Source organism: Azospirillum sp. A23, from assembly GCF_042938965.1.
In the GTDB taxonomy this organism is placed as follows: Bacteria; Pseudomonadota; Alphaproteobacteria; order Azospirillales; family Azospirillaceae; genus Azospirillum; species Azospirillum melinis.
This window is the reverse complement of record NZ_CP170664.1, coordinates 91,322-107,239: the sequence shown is the minus strand read 5'-3', so window position 1 is coordinate 107,239 and position 15,918 is coordinate 91,322. Positions and strand designations below refer to the sequence as shown.

Annotated in this window: 13 protein-coding genes; 7 read left to right on the top strand and 6 right to left on the bottom strand. The window is 69.4% G+C overall.

The genetic code is table 11. The features are described 5' to 3' along the window. Positions 1 to 178: 178 nt before the first annotated feature. Positions 179 to 1,084 (top strand): LysR family transcriptional regulator, encoded by a 906-nt coding sequence (locus tag ABNQ40_RS05935; protein ID WP_109049807.1) that lies wholly within the window; start codon positions 179 to 181, stop codon positions 1,082 to 1,084. 13 nt (positions 1,085 to 1,097) lie between these two features. Here ABNQ40_RS05935 and mmsB read toward each other — a convergent pair whose 3' ends face one another. The 3 genes from mmsB to ABNQ40_RS05920 are packed head-to-tail and all read right to left on the bottom strand — an operon-like array spanning position 1,098 to position 4,735. Beyond that, a complete protein-coding gene (gene mmsB / locus ABNQ40_RS05930) occupies positions 1,098 to 1,979 on the bottom strand; it encodes a 3-hydroxyisobutyrate dehydrogenase (RefSeq protein ID WP_391345788.1) in 882 nt (293 codons plus the stop codon). Positions 1,980 to 2,032: 53 nt separating this feature from the next. After that, complete coding sequence (locus tag ABNQ40_RS05925; protein ID WP_109049809.1) at positions 2,033 to 3,178, bottom strand: isobutyryl-CoA dehydrogenase; 1,146 nt, start codon at positions 3,176 to 3,178, stop codon at positions 2,033 to 2,035. A 57-nt stretch (positions 3,179 to 3,235) separates the two neighbouring features. Further along, on the bottom strand, positions 3,236 to 4,735 hold the full coding sequence (locus ABNQ40_RS05920) for a CoA-acylating methylmalonate-semialdehyde dehydrogenase (RefSeq protein ID WP_391345786.1): 1,500 nt from the start codon (positions 4,733 to 4,735) through the stop codon (positions 3,236 to 3,238). A gap of 257 nt (positions 4,736 to 4,992) precedes the next feature. Here ABNQ40_RS05920 and ABNQ40_RS05915 point away from each other — a divergent pair, with 257 nt between their 5' ends. The 3 genes from ABNQ40_RS05915 to ABNQ40_RS05905 all read left to right on the top strand — a co-directional run bounded on the left by ABNQ40_RS05915 (position 4,993) and on the right by ABNQ40_RS05905 (position 8,881). Continuing rightward, entirely contained in the window at positions 4,993 to 6,078 is a 1,086-nt protein-coding gene (locus ABNQ40_RS05915; protein WP_391345785.1) for a ParA family protein, read from the top strand. Positions 6,079 to 6,259: 181 nt separating this feature from the next. Continuing rightward, positions 6,260 to 7,672 (top strand): M20/M25/M40 family metallo-hydrolase, encoded by a 1,413-nt coding sequence (locus tag ABNQ40_RS05910; protein ID WP_391345783.1) that lies wholly within the window; start codon positions 6,260 to 6,262, stop codon positions 7,670 to 7,672. 93 nt (positions 7,673 to 7,765) lie between these two features. After that, positions 7,766 to 8,881: an NADH:flavin oxidoreductase/NADH oxidase gene (locus ABNQ40_RS05905; RefSeq protein WP_391345781.1), complete on the top strand. Its 1,116-nt coding sequence runs from the start codon at positions 7,766 to 7,768 to the stop codon at positions 8,879 to 8,881. 155 nt (positions 8,882 to 9,036) lie between these two features. Here the strand turns inward: ABNQ40_RS05905 and mgrA are convergent, their stop codons facing one another. Both mgrA and ABNQ40_RS05895 read right to left on the bottom strand, forming a co-directional pair. Further along, entirely contained in the window at positions 9,037 to 10,080 is a 1,044-nt protein-coding gene (gene mgrA, locus ABNQ40_RS05900) for an L-glyceraldehyde 3-phosphate reductase (RefSeq protein WP_391345780.1), read from the bottom strand. Between the two features lie 126 nt (positions 10,081 to 10,206). Then, positions 10,207 to 11,121 carry a LysR family transcriptional regulator gene (locus ABNQ40_RS05895; protein WP_391345778.1) on the bottom strand — a complete coding sequence of 305 codons (915 nt, stop codon included), beginning with the start codon at positions 11,119 to 11,121 and terminating at the stop codon, positions 10,207 to 10,209. A 142-nt stretch (positions 11,122 to 11,263) separates the two neighbouring features. On the opposite strand from ABNQ40_RS05895, the gene ABNQ40_RS05890 reads away from it, so the two are divergent. Next, positions 11,264 to 12,712 carry an MFS transporter gene (locus ABNQ40_RS05890; RefSeq protein WP_109049816.1) on the top strand — a complete coding sequence of 483 codons (1,449 nt, stop codon included), beginning with the start codon at positions 11,264 to 11,266 and terminating at the stop codon, positions 12,710 to 12,712. A gap of 48 nt (positions 12,713 to 12,760) precedes the next feature. Here ABNQ40_RS05890 and ABNQ40_RS05885 read toward each other — a convergent pair whose 3' ends face one another. Continuing rightward, positions 12,761 to 13,699, bottom strand: a complete 939-nt coding sequence (locus tag ABNQ40_RS05885; protein WP_109049817.1) for a LysR family transcriptional regulator — start codon at positions 13,697 to 13,699, stop codon at positions 12,761 to 12,763. Positions 13,700 to 13,832: 133 nt separating this feature from the next. On the opposite strand from ABNQ40_RS05885, the gene ABNQ40_RS05880 reads away from it, so the two are divergent. Both ABNQ40_RS05880 and ABNQ40_RS05875 read left to right on the top strand, forming a co-directional pair. Continuing rightward, positions 13,833 to 14,867: an aldo/keto reductase gene (locus ABNQ40_RS05880; RefSeq protein WP_109049818.1), complete on the top strand. Its 1,035-nt coding sequence runs from the start codon at positions 13,833 to 13,835 to the stop codon at positions 14,865 to 14,867. A gap of 322 nt (positions 14,868 to 15,189) precedes the next feature. Continuing rightward, on the top strand, positions 15,190 to 15,687 hold the full coding sequence (locus tag ABNQ40_RS05875; protein WP_109052057.1) for a ferritin-like domain-containing protein: 498 nt from the start codon (positions 15,190 to 15,192) through the stop codon (positions 15,685 to 15,687). The last annotated feature ends 231 nt before the right edge of the window (positions 15,688 to 15,918 follow it).

Genomic DNA, 15,918 nt, shown 5'->3' with positions numbered 1-15,918 from the left:
CGGAAGATGCGGTACCCCTTCGGATCAGGCTCTTTCGGCCGTACACCTTCCATTGGCGTGCTGCCCCCGTGTGCGGCGTTGTCGCAGGAGCAGATTGGCGCTCTTGTCAGGCGGGCGGCTTGATGGGAGAGTCCGGCCCCTCATTCACCCTGCAAGAACGGGCGGCGCGCCGGCGGACATGGCCGATTTCAACTGGAACGACCTGCGCTTCTTCCTGGCGGTGGCCCGGGCCGGCACGCTGACCACCGCGGCCCAGCGGCTGCGCGCCGACCACACCACGGTCAGCCGCCGCATCACCGCGCTGGAGGACGCGTTGCGCGTCACCCTGTTCGAACGGCGGCCCAGCGGCTTTACCCTGACGCCGCAGGGCGAACGGCTGAAGCAGACGGCGGAGGTGATGGAGAGTGCGGCCCTGCTGGCCCAGGGCATGGTGGCCGACGGCGATCTGGCGCTCGCCGGTGCCGTGCGGATCGGGGCGCCGGACGGCTTCGGCAGCTGTTTCCTGGCGCCGCGCATCGGGGCCTTGTGCGAACGCCATCCGGAGCTGGAGGTGCAGCTGGTCGCCATGCCGCGCGTCTTCAGCCTGTCGAAGCGCGAGGCCGACATCGCCATCAGCCTGTCGCGCCCGCAGGAAGGACGGCTGTTCGCACGGAAACTGACCGATTACCGGCTGGGGCTGTACGGGACCGCCGCCTATCTCGACGCAAGGCCGGCGATCCGCAGCCGCAGCGACCTGCGCGGCCATTCCTTCATCGGCTATATCGACGACCTGATCTTCGCGCCGGAACTGGATTATGTCGAGACCATCGGGGAGGTCGCGCCGCGGATCAAGAGCAGCAGCCTCGTCGCCCAGCTGAAGGCGACGCTGGCCGGTGCCGGCCTGTGCATGCTGCCCGCCTTCATCGCAGCCGGCGAGCCGGATCTGGTGCCGGTGCTGCCCGACGAGCTGACGATCACCCGGTCCTTCTGGCTGATCGTGCACGAGGATCTGCGCTCGCTGGCGCGGATTTCGATGACCGCCGACTACATCGCTGATCTGGTGCGGCGGGAGCAGGCGCTGTTCCTGCCCCCGCCGGCCAGTTGATTTACCGTGCTGATCAGCTTTGGCCGCGCAGCATGCGGATGATGCCGGAGAAGTCGGCGCCGCCTTCGCCTTGCGCGTTCATCATGGCGTAGAGCTGCGCCGCCGCGGCCCCCAGCGGGGTGGGGGCACCGGCGCCCTGCGCCGCTTCCTGGGCCAGCTTCAGGTCCTTCAGCATCAGCGCCGCCGCGAAACCGGGCTGGTAATCGCGGTTGGCCGGGCTGGCCGGCACCGGGCCGGGGACCGGGCAGTAGCTGGTCAGCGACCAGCACTGGCCCGACGAGGTCGACGACACGTCGAACAGCGCCTGATGCGACAGGCCGAGCTTCTCCGCCAGCACGAAGGCCTCGCAGACGCCGATCATCGAGATGCCGAGGATCATGTTGTTGCAGATCTTCGCCGCCTGACCGGCACCGGCGCCGCCGCAATGGACGATCTTCTTGCCCATGGCTTCCAGGATCGGGCGGGCACGCTCGAAGGCGTCCGCCTCGCCGCCGGCCATGAAGGTCAGCGTGCCGGCGGCAGCGCCGCCGACGCCGCCCGACACCGGCGCGTCGAGCGAGGCGGCGCCCTTGTCGGCGGCCAGCGCATGCGCCTTGCGGGCGGAGTCCACGTCGATGGTGGAGCAGTCGATCAGCAGCGCGCCCGGCCGGGCCACCGGCGCGATGTCGCCATAGACGCCCAGCACATGCTTGCCGCCCGGCAGCATGGTGATGATCACCTCCGCCGCCGCGGCGATGGCGGCGGGGGATTCGCCGATGGTGACGCCGGCCGCCTTGGCCGCCTCGATGGCCGAGGGCACGAGGTCGTAGCCAACCACCTGATGCCCCGCCTTCACGAGGTTCGCGGCCATCGGGCCGCCCATGTTGCCCAATCCGATGAAACCGATCACCGCCATCGTCGCGTCTCCCGTTGCTTTGGTTTTTTAGGTTTGGTTTTTGTGGTTCGCTCTTACGCCATCCGCCCGATCTCGCTGCGCGAGACGATCAGGCGCATGATCTCGTTGGTGCCTTCCAGGATCTGGTGGACCCTGAGGTCGCGCACGATCTTCTCAACGCCGTAATCGGCCAGATAGCCGTAGCCGCCGAACAGCTGGAGCGCGTTGTTCGCCACCTCGAAGCCGGTGTCGGTGGCGAAGCGCTTCGCCATCGCACACAAACGTGTGGCGTCCTGGCTCTTCGCATCCAGCGCCGAGGCGGCGCGGTGGACGAAGGTGCGGGCGGCCTCAAGCTCCGTCGCCATGTCGGCGATGCGGAACTGGAGCGCCTGGAAGCGGTCGAGCGTCTGGCCGAAGGCCTTGCGCTCGGACATGTAGGTCAGCGCCTTGTCGAGTGCCGCCTGGGCGCCGCCGATGGAGCAGGCGGCGATGTTGATGCGGCCGCCGTCCAGCCCCTTCATGGCGAACTTGAAGCCCATCCCCTCCTGCCCCAGCAGGGCGGTGGCGGGGATGCGGGCGTCCTCCAGGATGACGGCGCGGGTCGGCTGGGCGTTCCAGCCCATCTTGTGCTCGTTGGCGCCGAAGGAGAGGCCGGGGGTGTCCGCAGGCACCAGGAAGGCGCTGATGCCGCCGGGGCCGTCCTCGCCGGTGCGGGCCATGACGAGGTAGAGGTCGGAGCTGCCGGCACCGGAAATGAACTGCTTGGCGCCGTTGAGGACGTAAGAGTCGCCGTCGCGCACCGCCCTGGTCCGCAGCGCCGCGGCGTCGGAGCCGGCGTTGGCCTCGGTGAGGCAATAGCTGGCGAGCCATTCCATGGTGCAGAGCTTGGGCAACCAATGGGCCTTCTGCTCGTCGCTGCCGAAATTGTCCACCATCCCCGCCACCATGTTGTGGATGGAGATGTAGGAGGCGATGGTCGGGCAGCCCTGGCTCAGCGCCTCGAAGATCACCACGGCGTCGAAGCGGCTGAGCGCCGAGCCGCCATGGTCCTCCGACACATAGATGCCGCCCATGCCGAGTTCGCCGGCGGCGCGCAGCCTGTCGACGGGGAAATGCTTCTTCTGGTCCCACTCGACGGCGTTGGGCGCCAGCTCGTCGCGGGCGAAGGACAGCGCCATGTCGCGGATGGCGACCTGGTCTTCGGTCAGTTCAAAGGACATGCGTCACCTCGTGTAACCCCCCTCCCGCCGGAGGCGGGAAGGGGAATGCTACGCCCATCAATCCATGGTCGGAATGACGAAGCTGGCGCCTTCCTTGACGCCCGAGGGCCAGCGGGAGGTGACGGTCTTGGTCTTGGTGTAGAAGCGCACCGCGTCGGGGCCGTGCTGGTTCAGGTCGCCGAAGCCCGAGCGCTTCCAGCCGCCGAAGGTGTAGTAGGCGAGCGGAACCGGGATCGGAACGTTGATGCCGACCATGCCGACATCGACACGGGAGGCGAAGTCGCGGGCGGCGTCGCCGTCGCGGGTGAAGATGGCGACGCCGTTGCCGTACTCGTGATCGTTCGGCAGCGACAGCGCCTCCTCATAGCTGTCGGCGCGGACGACGGAGAGGACCGGGCCGAAGATCTCCTCCTTGTAGATGCGCATGTCCGGCTTCACCTCGTCGAACAGGCAGCCGCCCATGTAGAAGCCGTTCTCGTAACCCTGCATCTTGAACTCGCGGCCATCGACCGCCAGCTTGGCGCCTTCCTTGACGCCGAGATCGACGTAGGACTTCACCCGCTCCAGATGCTCGGCCGTCACCAGCGGGCCGAAATCGGCACTGCTGTCGGTCGAGGGGCCGACCTTCAGGCCTTCCACCCGCGGGATCAGGCGGTCCATCAGGGCGTCGGCGGTCTTCTTACCAACCGGCACGACGACGGAGATCGCCATGCAGCGCTCGCCCGCCGCACCGAAGCCGGCGCCGATCAGCGCGTCGGTCGCCTGGTCGAGGTCGGCGTCCGGCATCACCAGCGCGTGGTTCTTGGCGCCGCCGAAGCACTGCACGCGCTTGCCCGCCGCGCAGCCGCGGTTGTAGATGTATTCGGCGATCGGGGTGGAGCCGACGAAGCCGACCGCCTTGATGTCGCGGTCGTCGAGGATGGCGTCCACCGCCACCTTGTCGCCATGGACGACGTTGAGGACGCCCGCCGGCAGGCCGGCCTCCAGCATCAGCTCGGCCAGCTTGACCGGGACGCCCGGCGTGCGCTCCGACGGCTTCAGGATGAAGGCGTTGCCGCAGGCGATGGCCGGGGCGAACTTCCACATCGGGATCATGGCGGGGAAGTTGAACGGCGTGATGCCGGCGACGACGCCCAGCGGCTGGCGCATCGAATAGATGTCGATGCCGGGGCCGGCGCCGTCGGTGAACTCGCCCTTCAGCAGGTGCGGGATGCCGCAGGCGAACTCCACCACCTCGAGACCGCGCTGGATGTCGCCCTTGGCGTCGACGATGGTCTTGCCATGCTCCAGCGACAACAGCAGGGCCAGCTCGTCGTAATCGCGCTGGACGAGGTCGAGGAAGCGCATCAGGACGCGGGCGCGGCGCTGCGGGTTGGTGGCGGCCCAGCCGCGCTGCGCTTGCTTGGCGTTCTCGACCGCGGCGCGCATCTCCTCCACGCTCGCCAGCGGCACGCGGGCGCGCACCTCGCCGGTCATCGGGGAGTAGACGTCGGCGAACCGGCCGGACGTGCCGGAAACCAGCTTGCCGCCGATCAGGTGCTGAAGTTCGGTGGTCATCCTATTGTCCTCCCTCGGGATTGTTTGTCACCATGTGGACCTGAGCGGCCACGCGGATCGACCCGAAACTTTGCGCATCGGTTGTGCAGGAATGCGGCAAGGGGGTGTGCGGTGCCGTCTCGATGCCGGGCCGACCTGTCCCCAAAGGTGTGTGGAGAGTTGAAACCCCACCGCTTATAGTGCGCCCGCGCAGTCCGGACCGGAATCCGATCCGGGCCGTGCGGGGATTGCCGCAGAAACGGCGAAGCGGAATGGACATGACCAGCCACGAAGACGTCTTCGACACGCCGGAGACACGGCAGCCGACCATCCTGTCGGTCTACAATCAGAAGGGCGGCGTCGGCAAAACGACCACGTCGGTGAACCTCGCGCTCGCGCTGGCGGCGCTGGGCAAGAGCGTCGTGCTGATCGATTTCGACCCGCAGAGCAGCGCCACCAGCAACTTCCTGCTGCGCGACAAGGCGAAGGTCGGCATCAACGACCTGCTGCGCAAGGAAACCTTCGTCGAGGACGCCATCACCCCGACCGCCTTCGACGGGCTGTCGATGATCGTCGGCGCGCGCAAGCTCTACTCGCTGGAGCATGCGCTGGACAGCCGCGGCGGCTCGCAGCGGGGCTTGCGCAAGGCGCTGCATTTCTCGCGCAACCCGCCGGACTATGTCGTCATCGACTGCCCGCCGGCGCTGGGCCATCTGGCGGCCGGTGCGCTGGCGGCGTCGGACCGGCTGATCGTGCCGGTCTTCCCCGGCCGCTATGCGCTGGACGGGCTGCGGCGCACCTTGCAGGTGGTGGAGCATATCCAGAACGGGCTGAACCCCAGCCTGACGCTGGCCGGCATCCTAATGCTGTCGATCACCAACGACGAGGTCGGGCGCGAATCGCTGACGCAGCTGCGCAACGAGTTCCCCGAACAGATGTTCCGCACCGCCTTCCCCTATGACGTGGATGTGGTGAAGGCCACATACCGCCGTATGCCGGCGGCGATCTTCACGCCGGAAGGGCGGACGACCAGCCGCTTCGCCGCACTGGCCTGGGAGATCGTCCATGGCCGCGGTGCGGCCCCCGACGACGCCCAGCTGAAGCCGGCGCTGGAGCGCATCCGCTCCTGGCACGAGGCGACCGACACCTCCTACAGCGCGCGGCGCGCGTCCTCCATCGACGAGGGCGACGAGCCGGGCAGCGGAGGCAATGGGGCGCGGCAGGCGGAGCGTGCGCAGTCCTCCGGCCGGGGCGGGATGGGCCTGGGGCTTGCCGGGCTGGTGATCGGGCTGGTCGGCGGCTTCGCGCTGGGGGCAGCCGTTGGGCAGCCGATCCTGGGCAGGCTGTTGGGGCTTGGGGGGTGAGTGGTTCCCCTCTCCCCCCTGGGGAGAGGGTTAGGGTGAGGGGGATGCGTGGCTAGTCTTTTCAAGCATCGCGCACTCCCCGATCCCCACTTACTCCACCCTGTGCATCCCCCTCACCCCGACCCTCTCCCCGGGGGGAGAGGGGAAAAAGGTGGATTCCATGTTCTAAGGTGAGGCCATCATGCTTCCTGTCGATGCCGTTCTGCGCAAGGTCGACTCCTCCTTCGAGGAGTCGGTCGGCCGGCTGTGCGAGCTGCTGCGCATTCCCTCGGTCAGCACCGATCCCGCCTATGCCGGCGAGGTCCGCCGCGCCGCCCGATGGTGCGCCGACAGGCTGAAGGCGATGGGCTTCACCGTCACCCTCCACGACACTCCCGGCCACCCGATCCTGGTCGCCCATCATCCGGGGCCAGAGCCGGGGCCGGAGGGGGCGGAGACGCCGCATGTGCTCTATTACGGCCATTACGACGTGCAGCCGGCCGACCCGATGGAGCTGTGGACCAGCCCGCCCTTCGATCCGGTGATCGTCGAGGCCGAGCGGGGCTGCCGTGTCGTCGCCCGCGGGGCCGCCGACGACAAGGGCCAGACCATGACCTTCATGGAGGCCTTCGAGGCCTGGCACGCCGTCCACGGTTCCCTCCCGATCCGCGCCACCGTGCTGCTGGAGGGCGAGGAGGAGACCGGCAGCCCGTCGCTGCCGCACTTCCTGAAGGAGCATGCCGAGGAGCTGCGCGCCGACTTCTGCCTCGTCACCGACACCAACGCCTGGGATGCCGACACCCCGGCGATCACCACGCGGCTGCGCGGCCTGCTCTATCTGGAAGCGACCGTCACGGGGCCGAGCCACGACCTGCATTCCGGCCTGTTCGGCGGCGCGGTGCCCAACCCGCTCAACGTGCTGAGCGGTATCCTGGGCCAGATCCACGATGCCGACGGGCGGGTGCGCTTCGACGGCTTCTATGACGGCGTGCGCGAGCTGCCGGAGGAACTGCGGGAGCAGATCCGCGCCTTGCCGCTGGACGAGGCGCAGTTCCTGGCGGCGCTCGGCCTGACCCGCAGCCATGGCGAAGCGGGGCGGACGCTGCTGGAGCGCATCTGGACCCGGCCGACCTGCGACATCAACGGCATCTGGGGCGGCTACACCGGGGAGGGGTCGAAGACGGTCATCCCAGCCAGGGCGTCCTGCAAGCTGAGCTGCCGTCTGGTGCCCGGCCAGGACCCGGCGGCCGTCGAGGCATCGATCCGGCGCTTCTTCGAGGAGCGGCTGCCGGCCGACTGCACGGTCGGCTTCCACAGTTTCAGTGCGTCCCCCGGCATCGAGGTGCCGACCGACACGCCGTGGATGCAGGCGGTGCGCGGCGGGCTGAAGGAGGCGACGGGGCGCGACGGCGTGCTGATCGGTGGCGGCGGATCGATCCCCATCGTCGGCTGGTTCCGCGAGCATCTCGGTCTGGACACCATCCTGGTCGGCTTCGGGCTGGACGACGACCGCATCCATTCGCCCAACGAGAAGTTCGAGCTGAAATGCCTGCGCAACGGTATCCGCAGCCATGCGGCAATCGTGGGGCGTTTGGCGGCGGGGAGGGTTGGCTGAGGCTTGGGCGGACCTAAATCTCCCCGATCCGCGGCGGGGGCGGCGAACAGCTTACCCCCCGCCGCCACCGACTAGATCGAGACGGGAATTCGCATGTCCGCTCTGTTCACGCCCTTCACGCTGAAGGACGTCACCCTGCGCAACCGCATCGCGGTTCCGCCGATGTGCCAGTACAGCGCCGTCGACGGCGTCATCAACGACTGGCATCTCGTCCATTATCCCGGCCTTGCCCGCGGCGGCGCCGGTCTGGTGATCGTCGAGGCGACGGCGGTGTCGCCGGAAGGCCGCATCACGCCGGGCTGCACCGGGCTGTGGAACGACGCCCAGGCGGAAGGGATGGCGCGCATCGCCGCCTCCATCGCCGCTGCCGGTGCCGTCCCCGGCATCCAGATCGGCCATGCCGGCCGCAAGGCCAGCGCCAACCGCCCGTGGGAGGGCGACGACCACATCGCCGAGGGCGATCCGCGCGGCTGGGACACCATCTCGCCGTCGGCGGTGCCCTTCGGCCATCACCTGCCGAAGGTGCCCAAGGCGATGACGCTGGACGACATCGCCCGCGTCCGCGCCGATTTCGTGGCCGCCGCCGTGCGCGCCCGCGATGCCGGCTTCAAGTGGCTGGAGCTGCATTTCGCCCACGGCTATCTCGGCCAGAGCTTCTTCTCGGTCCACGCCAACAAGCGCACCGACCAGTATGGCGGCGACCTTGCCGGGCGCAGCCGCTTCCTGCTGGAGACGCTGGCGGCGGTGCGCGAGGTGTGGCCGGAAAACCTGCCGCTGACCGCCCGCTTCGGCGTGATCGAGTATGACGGGCGCGACGAGCAGACGCTGGCCGAGTCGATCGAACTCGCCCGCAACTTCCGCGCCGGCGGGCTCGACCTGCTGAGCGTCAGCGTCGGCTTCTCCACCCCCGACGCGCATGTTCCTTGGGGGCCGGCCTTCCTGGCGCCGGTCGCCGAGCGGGTGCGGCGCGAGGCGGAGCTGCCGGTGGCGGCGGCCTGGGGCATCGACGCGCCGAAGATCGCCGACCGCACCGTCGCCGACGGGCAGCTGGATCTGGTGATGGTCGGCCGCGCCCATCTCGCCAACCCGCATTATCCCTACCGCGCTGCCAAGGAACTGGGCGTCGAGCGTTCGTCCTGGGTGCTGCCGGCGCCCTACGCCCACTGGCTGGAGCGGTATCGGGCCACCGACACCGTCACGGCGGACTGAGGGTGGTGGCTTTTTAGGACGGAGGAATCCCCCTCTCCCCCCTGGGGAGAGGGTCGGGGTGAGGGGGGCGCACGGCGAGGATTCTTGGGAAGGCACGAGGTGCATCCCCCTCACCCTAACCCTCTCCCCAGGGGGGAGAGGGGATTGGGAGGCGCTCAGCCGGCTTCGGCTGCGGAGGAGGCGCTCCACAGATTGATGCCCGCGTCGGCGACGGCGTGGGTATCGATCTCCGCCAGTTCCTCCGGGCTGAAGGACAGGCTGTTCAGCGCGTCGAGCGAGTTGTCGAGCTGCTCGACGTTCCGCGCACCGATCAGGGCGGAGGTCACGCGCGGGTCGCGCAGGACCCAGGCGATGGCCATCTGCGCCAGCGTCTGGCCGCGCCGCTTGGCGATGGCGTCGAGTGCGCGGATGCGCTCCAGATTCTCCGGCGACAGGAAGTTGGCGCGCAGGCTGCCGCCCTTGGCGGCGCGGGCGTCGGCAGGCTGACCGCCGAGGTACTTGTTGGTCAGCATGCCCTGGGCCAGCGGCGAGAAGGCGATGCAGCCCATGCCGAGGTCGTCCAGCGTGTCGAGCAGGCCGCCCTCCACCCAGCGGTTCAGCATCGAGTAGGAGGGCTGGTGGATCAGGCAGGGGGTGCCCAGCTGCTTCAGGATCCCCACCGCCCGCCGCGTCATCTCCGGCGAGTAGGAGGAGATGCCGACATAGAGCGCCTTGCCCTGGCGGACGATGTGGTCGAGCGCCCCCATCGTCTCCTCCAGCGGGGTGCGGGGATCGACGCGGTGCGAATAGAAGATGTCGACGTAATCCAGGCCCATCCGTTTCAGGCTCTGGTCCAGGCTGGAGACCAGATATTTGCGCGAACCCCAGTTGCCGTAGGGGCCGGGCCACATCTCGTAGCCGGCCTTGGTCGAGATCACCATCTCGTCGCGGTAGGGGCGGAAATCGGTGGCGAGGATGCGGCCGAAATTCTCCTCCGCCGAGCCCGGCGGCGGGCCGTAATTGTTGGCGAGGTCGAAATGGGTGACGCCGCGGTCGAAGGCCCGGCGCAGCACGGCGCGCCCGGTGGCGAACACGTCGGTGCCGCCGAAATTCTGCCAGAGCCCCAGCGAAATGGCGGGCAGGTCGAGCCCGCTGCGGCCGGTACGGCGGTAGCTCATGCTCCCATAGCGCTGATCGGCGGCGAGGTAGGGCGGCTGCATGGCGAACTCCCGATGTGATTCTTAGTGATATATCAGCATAGGGCGGCGATGCGCCGGTGCGCAATGGCCCCGCCGGTCATATCGCTCCCAGCCATATCGCGCTGGGTCATATCGCGCTGGGTCACATCATTCCCGGCTTTCCGGCCCGGATGGCGAGGCGCAGACCTTGCGCACGCAGCCGCGCAGCCAGCGGTGGGCCGGGTCGGCGTCGAGGCGGGGGTGCCAGATCAGGGAGACGGTGACCTCCAGGGCGGGGAAGGGCAGGGCGAAGCCGTGGAGGCCGGCGCGCAACCCCTCGGTGTGCCGTTCGGGGACGCTGACGATCAGGTCGGTGCCGCGCACCAGCGCCAGCGCCGCGGCGAAGCCGCCGACCGTGGCGACCACGTCGCGCCGAAGCCCCAGCCGCTCCAGTGCCTCGTCCACCAGCCCGCGGTCGTCGCCCCGCCGCGACACCAGCACATGACGGCCGGCGGCGAAGCGCTCGGCGGTGATCCCGCCCGCGGCCAGCGGATGGCCGGGGCGGACGACGCCGATGAAGCGGTCGTGGAACAGGGCCTGGGTGCGCAGTTCCGGCCCGCTGTCGGCGGAGACCACGCCGGTCTCCAGATCGACCGAGCCGTCGCGGAGCGGGCCGCTGTCCTTGTCCGGCTTGGGCAGAAAGCGGATGCGGACGCCGGGCGCCTCGGCGGCGACGAGGGTGAGCAGGGCCGCGCCATAGCTTTCGACGAAGCCGTCGCTGGTCCGCAGGGTGAAGGTCCGGGCCAGCCGGCCGATGTCGAGATTTTCGGCCGGGCGCAGCGCCGCCTCCGCCTCCTGCACCAGCAGGCGGACGCGGTCGCGCAGGTCGAGCGCGCGCGGCGTGGGGACGAGGCCGCGCCCGGCCCGGACCAGCAGCGGGTCGCCGGTCGCCTCGCGCAGCCGCGCCAGCGCCCGGCTCATCGCCGACGGGCTGAGCCGCAGCCGGCGCGCCGCAGCGGCGACGCTGCCTTCCGTAAGCAGGGCGTCCAGGGTGACGAGCATGTTGAGGTCGGGTGCGGTCATGCGCCGGAGCGTAGCACGGGCCGACCGCCGCCGCTGCGGGGACATGGCGCCCAATGCACGAATACAGTGCGGATGCTGCGCATTCCGCCATGTCACCCCGCGCCCTAGCCTGGATGCCTGTCATTCGGGAAGGAGAGGCGTCATGAGGGAAGCGGTTGCGGAGCAAGCGGCGGCGGGCGGAACGGCGCGAAGGCTGGTCGCGCAGGGGGGATTGGCGGGGCTGGCGCTGGCGATGCTGCTGTCGTCGCTCGGCATCAGCATCGCCAATGTCGGGTTGCCGGCACTGGCGCTGGCGTTCGACGTGCCGTTCCGCGAGGTCCAGTGGGTGGTGCTGGCCTATCTGCTGGCGATCACCACGCTGATCGTCGGGGTCGGGCGGCTGGGCGACATCGTCGGGCGGCGGCGTCTGTTGCTGGCCGGGATCGCCCTGTTCACGGCGGGCTCCGCCGCCTCCGCCGCCGCGTCCGGCCTGTGGATGCTGGTCGCGGCCCGCGCGGTGCAGGGGCTGGGGGCCGCCGCGATGATGGCGCTCGCCACCGCCTTCGTCGGCGATGCGGTGCCGAAGGAGCGGATCGGCCGGGCGATGGGGCTGATGGGAACGACATCGGCGGTCGGCACCGCGCTCGGCCCGGCGCTGGGCGGCCTGCTGATCGCCGCCTTCGGCTGGCCGGCGATCTTCCTGGTCACCGTGCCGCCGGGGCTGGTGGCCTTCCTGCTGGTGCAGCGCTGCCTGCCGGCCGACCGGGTGGAGACCCAACTGGAGTCCCAACTGGAGTCGGGGCGCGGAGCGGGGCGGGGGAGCTTCGATGGTCCCGGCACGCTGATCCTGGCCCTGACGCTGGGGACTTACGCGCTGGCGATGACCGGCGGGCGCGGCGGCTTCGGCTGGTCCGACCTGACACTTCTGCTGGCGGCGGCCGGCGGATCCTGGCTGTTCCTGGCGGTGGAGTCGCGGACGGCGTCGCCGCTGCTGCGGCTGGAGATGCTGCGCGACCGGACGCTGCGCGGGCGCCTGGCGATGAGCATGCTGGTGGCGACGGTGCTGATGGCGACCCTGGTGGTGGGACCGTTCCATCTCGCCCGTGCCCTGGGGCTGGGAGCGGCGGCGGTTGGGATGGTGATGTCGGCCGGACCGCTGGTGGCGGCGCTGGCCGGCGTGCCGGCCGGGCGGGTCGTCGACCGCTTCGGTGCCGCCGGCATGACGGTCGTCGGGCTGGGGGCGGTGGCGGGTGGATGCGTGCTGCTGGCGCTGCTGCCGGCGACGTTGGGCGTGGCCGGCTATGTCGGGCCGCTCGTCGTCGTCACCGCCGGCTATGCGCTGTTCCAGACCGCCAACAACACGGCGGTGATGGTGGATGTGGAGAAGGACCGCCGCGGCGTGGTGTCGGGGGTGCTGAATCTGTCGCGCAATCTGGGGCTGATCACCGGCGCCTCGGTGATGGGGACACTCTTCACGCTGGGGGTGGGGACGGAGGTGGCCGTCGCGGCGCCGGAGGCCGTCGCGGCGGGAACCCGGACGACCTTCGCCGTCGCGGCCGGGCTGATCGCCGTGGCGCTCCTCCTCGCCGTCCGGACGGCGGGGCGGCGGTAATGACCGGGCCGGGCGCAGCGCGCTTGCGCCCCGGTCATCGCTCGTCGATCAGCTGGCATCGGTCAGCTGGCATCGGCCTGCCATGAAATCCACAAAGGCGCGGACGCGGGCGGGCAGGGGGCCCGGACCTCCGAGATAGACGGCGTGGATGTCCTCGCTGCCGCCGGGGTTCATTCGGTCCAGCACCGGCACAAGCGCACCGGCGGCGATGTCGGTCTCCACCTGGAAGCGCGCCAGTCGCGCCAGCCCGACGCCGCCCAGGGCAAGCAGGCGCGCGGCGTCCCCGTCGCTCGCCCGTGCGACGATGGGCGGCACATGCTCCTCGATCCTGTCCTCGATCTGTTCGTCAATTCCGCCGCCGGTCCTGAAAGGCCAGCCGCCGATGGTCCGCGGGAAGGTCCAGCCGATTCCCCTGTGCCGGGCAAGGTCGTCCGGGTGTTCCGGCGTCCCATGCCGCTCCAGATAGGCGGGGGAGGCGACCACGACCATGCGCGTGCTTCCCAGTTTGCGGATCATCAGGCTGGAATCGCGCAGCGGTCCGGTCCGGATCGCGACGTCGGCCCGCTCCTCCATCAGGTCGACCACCGCATCCGACAGCACGAGGTCGATGGTGACGTCGGGATGGGCGGCCAGGAACTCGGGCACCAGCGGTATCAGGTGGCGCATGCCGAAGGGGACGTTGCTGTTGACGCGCAGGTGTCCACGCGGCGTCGCACCGGCCGAGGCCTCCCGCTCGGCCTCCTCCATCTCTCCCAGGATCCGCACCGCGCGGGCGTAAAACGCCTGACCTTCCGGCGTCAGGCTGAGCCGTCGTGTCGACCGGTGGATCAGCCGCGTGCCCAGCCGTGTCTCCAGCCGCGTGATGAGCTTGCTGACGCCCGATGGCGTGAGGCCGCAGGCACGGGCCGCCGCGGTGAACCCGCCGAGATCGACGACCCGCGCGAAGACCTCCATCTCTGCCGCCCGGTTGACATCCATCCGCGTCACAACGATGACCCCGCGTCACAAGTCCTGAGACTGGCGGCAGCCTAATTCACAGCTGCTCCGTCGGCTATATCCTTGGCAGGCGGCTGCTGCCATCGGCGCGACCGCGACAGCCTCGATCACGGAAGGACAGGACATGGAGTACCGGACACTCGGTGCCTCGGGCCTCAAGGTGCCCGCGCTCAGCTTTGGGACCGGCACCTTCGGCGGCAAGGGTCCGCTGTTCTCGGCTTGGGGGAACAGCGACGTCGAGGATGCCCGTCGGCTGATCGACATCTGCCTCGACGCTGGCGTCACGCTCTTCGACACCGCCGACGTCTATTCGGACGGCGGCTCGGAAGAGGTGCTCGGCGCCGCCATCCGCGGGCGGCGCGACAAGCTGCTGATCTCGACCAAGACCGGGTTGCCGATGGGCGACGGACCGAACGACGCCGGTCTTTCCCGCCATCGGCTGATCGGCGCCGTGGAGGCGGCGCTCCGCCGGCTCGGGACGGATTACATCGACCTGCTCCAGCTGCACGCCTTCGATGCCTTCACGCCGGTGGAGGAGGTGCTGCACACGCTGGACACGCTCGTCCGCGCCGGGAAGATCCGCCATATCGGCGCTTCGAACTTCGCGGGCTGGCAGCTGATGAAGTCGCTCGCCATCGCCGACCGCCATGGCTGGCCGCGCCATGTCGTGCATCAGGTCTATTATTCTCTGACCGGGCGCGACTATGAATGGGAGCTGATGCCGCTTGGCCTCGACCAGAAGGTCGGCGCGCTGGTCTGGAGCCCGCTCGGCTGGGGCAGGCTGACCGGCAAAATCCGCCGTGGCCAGCCGATCCCGCAGGGCAGCCGCCTCCACGACACAGCCCAGTGGGGGCCGCCCGTCGACGAGGAGCGCCTCTACCGCATCGTCGACGCGCTGGACGCCGTGGCGGCCGAGACCGGGCGCAGCGTTCCCCAGGTGGCCATCGCCTGGCTGCTCGCGCGGCCGACCGTCTCCTCGGTGATCGTCGGCGCCCGCAACGAGGCGCAGCTGCGGGACAATCTGGGGGCCGTCGGCTGGACGCTCGAACCCGGGCAGATCGCTCACCTCGACGCGGCCAGCGACGTGATGCCCGCCTACCCCTATTACCCGTACCGCACGCAGGAGGGCTTCGCCCGGATCAATCCGATGCCCGTCTGAGGTCCCGGAGGGTTTCTGCCGGCGCCCTGCGTCGGAGCGGCGTACGGGCACCGGCCCCGCAATGCGCGTCCAGTGCGGAGGATGTCCGGCCGCCAACAGCAGCGCTCCGGTGGTGCGCATGGCCTCTTTGCCGATGACGGCGGAAGCCACGGTCGTGATCCCGTGATCACGAGGCCCGCAGCGCAATCACGGCAATCAACCGGTGCTTGCTATACCAATGGCCAATCCGAGGATTTGCTCGCAAGGAATGTGCTGCATCCCTGTTGAGGTTGGGGCGCCCTCACCAACCGCCTTCACCGAAACAGTCGTCAGGAGCACCCACATGTCCAAGGAAGCACTCAAGGATCTCCTCATCGAGGAGCTTCAGGATGCATACAGTTCCGAGACCCAAATCCTCGAGGCGCTGCCCGCGATGGCGGACGCGGCGTCATCTCCTCAGCTGAAGCAGGCATTCCAGACCCACCTCAAGGAGACGGATGGGCAGGTAAAGCGTCTGGAGCAGATCTTCCAGATCCTCCAGGCCGATCCCGCGGGCAACACCTGCGAAGCCACCCAGGGGCTGATCGAGGAAGCCGAGGAGATCATGGACCAGGGTCTCTCGCCGGAGGTTCTCGATGTCGCCCTGATCATGGCCGCCCAGAAGGTCGAACATTACGAGATCGCCAGCTACGGCTCCCTCAGGACGCTGGCGGAGACGTGCGGAATGACGGATGTCGCCAAGCTGCTCGATGAGACGCTCAGCGAGGAAAAGGCAACCGATGAGAAGCTGACCCGGCTTGCCGAGGGCGAGGTCAATCAGCGCGCCTTCAAGGCGGCGTGACCGGTCGGCGACGGCCGTGCCGAGCGCGGCCGTCGCTTGCCACCATGGTGCCTCGCTCAGCATACTCAGGACGCGCCCACGGCTTTGGCCCGGCGGGCCGGGCTGCGCAGTATCCCCGAACTGCATTACCGGCCGACGTCGGTGCCGAATGCCTTCGCCGTAGGCTGCGGGCAGAAGCACCATCGTCCTGCCGTTCTCGACCCGGCCGTCGGCCGCGCCGGCATGCGACCG

What these genes read in the sequence shown, in the direction of transcription:
- ABNQ40_RS05935 (WP_109049807.1), top strand. Translation starts at nt 179, where the DNA reads ATGGCCGATTTCAACTGGAACGACCTGCGCTTCTTCCTGGCGGTGGCC.
- mmsB (WP_391345788.1), bottom strand. Translation starts at nt 1,979, where the DNA reads ATGGCGGTGATCGGTTTCATCGGATTGGGCAACATGGGCGGCCCGATG.
- ABNQ40_RS05925 (WP_109049809.1), bottom strand. Translation starts at nt 3,178, where the DNA reads ATGTCCTTTGAACTGACCGAAGACCAGGTCGCCATCCGCGACATGGCG.
- ABNQ40_RS05920 (WP_391345786.1), bottom strand. Translation starts at nt 4,735, where the DNA reads ATGACCACCGAACTTCAGCACCTGATCGGCGGCAAGCTGGTTTCCGGC.
- ABNQ40_RS05915 (WP_391345785.1), top strand. Translation starts at nt 4,993, where the DNA reads ATGACCAGCCACGAAGACGTCTTCGACACGCCGGAGACACGGCAGCCG.
- ABNQ40_RS05910 (WP_391345783.1), top strand. Translation starts at nt 6,260, where the DNA reads ATGCTTCCTGTCGATGCCGTTCTGCGCAAGGTCGACTCCTCCTTCGAG.
- ABNQ40_RS05905 (WP_391345781.1), top strand. Translation starts at nt 7,766, where the DNA reads ATGTCCGCTCTGTTCACGCCCTTCACGCTGAAGGACGTCACCCTGCGC.
- mgrA (WP_391345780.1), bottom strand. Translation starts at nt 10,080, where the DNA reads ATGCAGCCGCCCTACCTCGCCGCCGATCAGCGCTATGGGAGCATGAGC.
- ABNQ40_RS05895 (WP_391345778.1), bottom strand. Translation starts at nt 11,121, where the DNA reads ATGACCGCACCCGACCTCAACATGCTCGTCACCCTGGACGCCCTGCTT.
- ABNQ40_RS05890 (WP_109049816.1), top strand. Translation starts at nt 11,264, where the DNA reads ATGAGGGAAGCGGTTGCGGAGCAAGCGGCGGCGGGCGGAACGGCGCGA.
- ABNQ40_RS05880 (WP_109049818.1), top strand. Translation starts at nt 13,833, where the DNA reads ATGGAGTACCGGACACTCGGTGCCTCGGGCCTCAAGGTGCCCGCGCTC.
- ABNQ40_RS05875 (WP_109052057.1), top strand. Translation starts at nt 15,190, where the DNA reads ATGTCCAAGGAAGCACTCAAGGATCTCCTCATCGAGGAGCTTCAGGAT.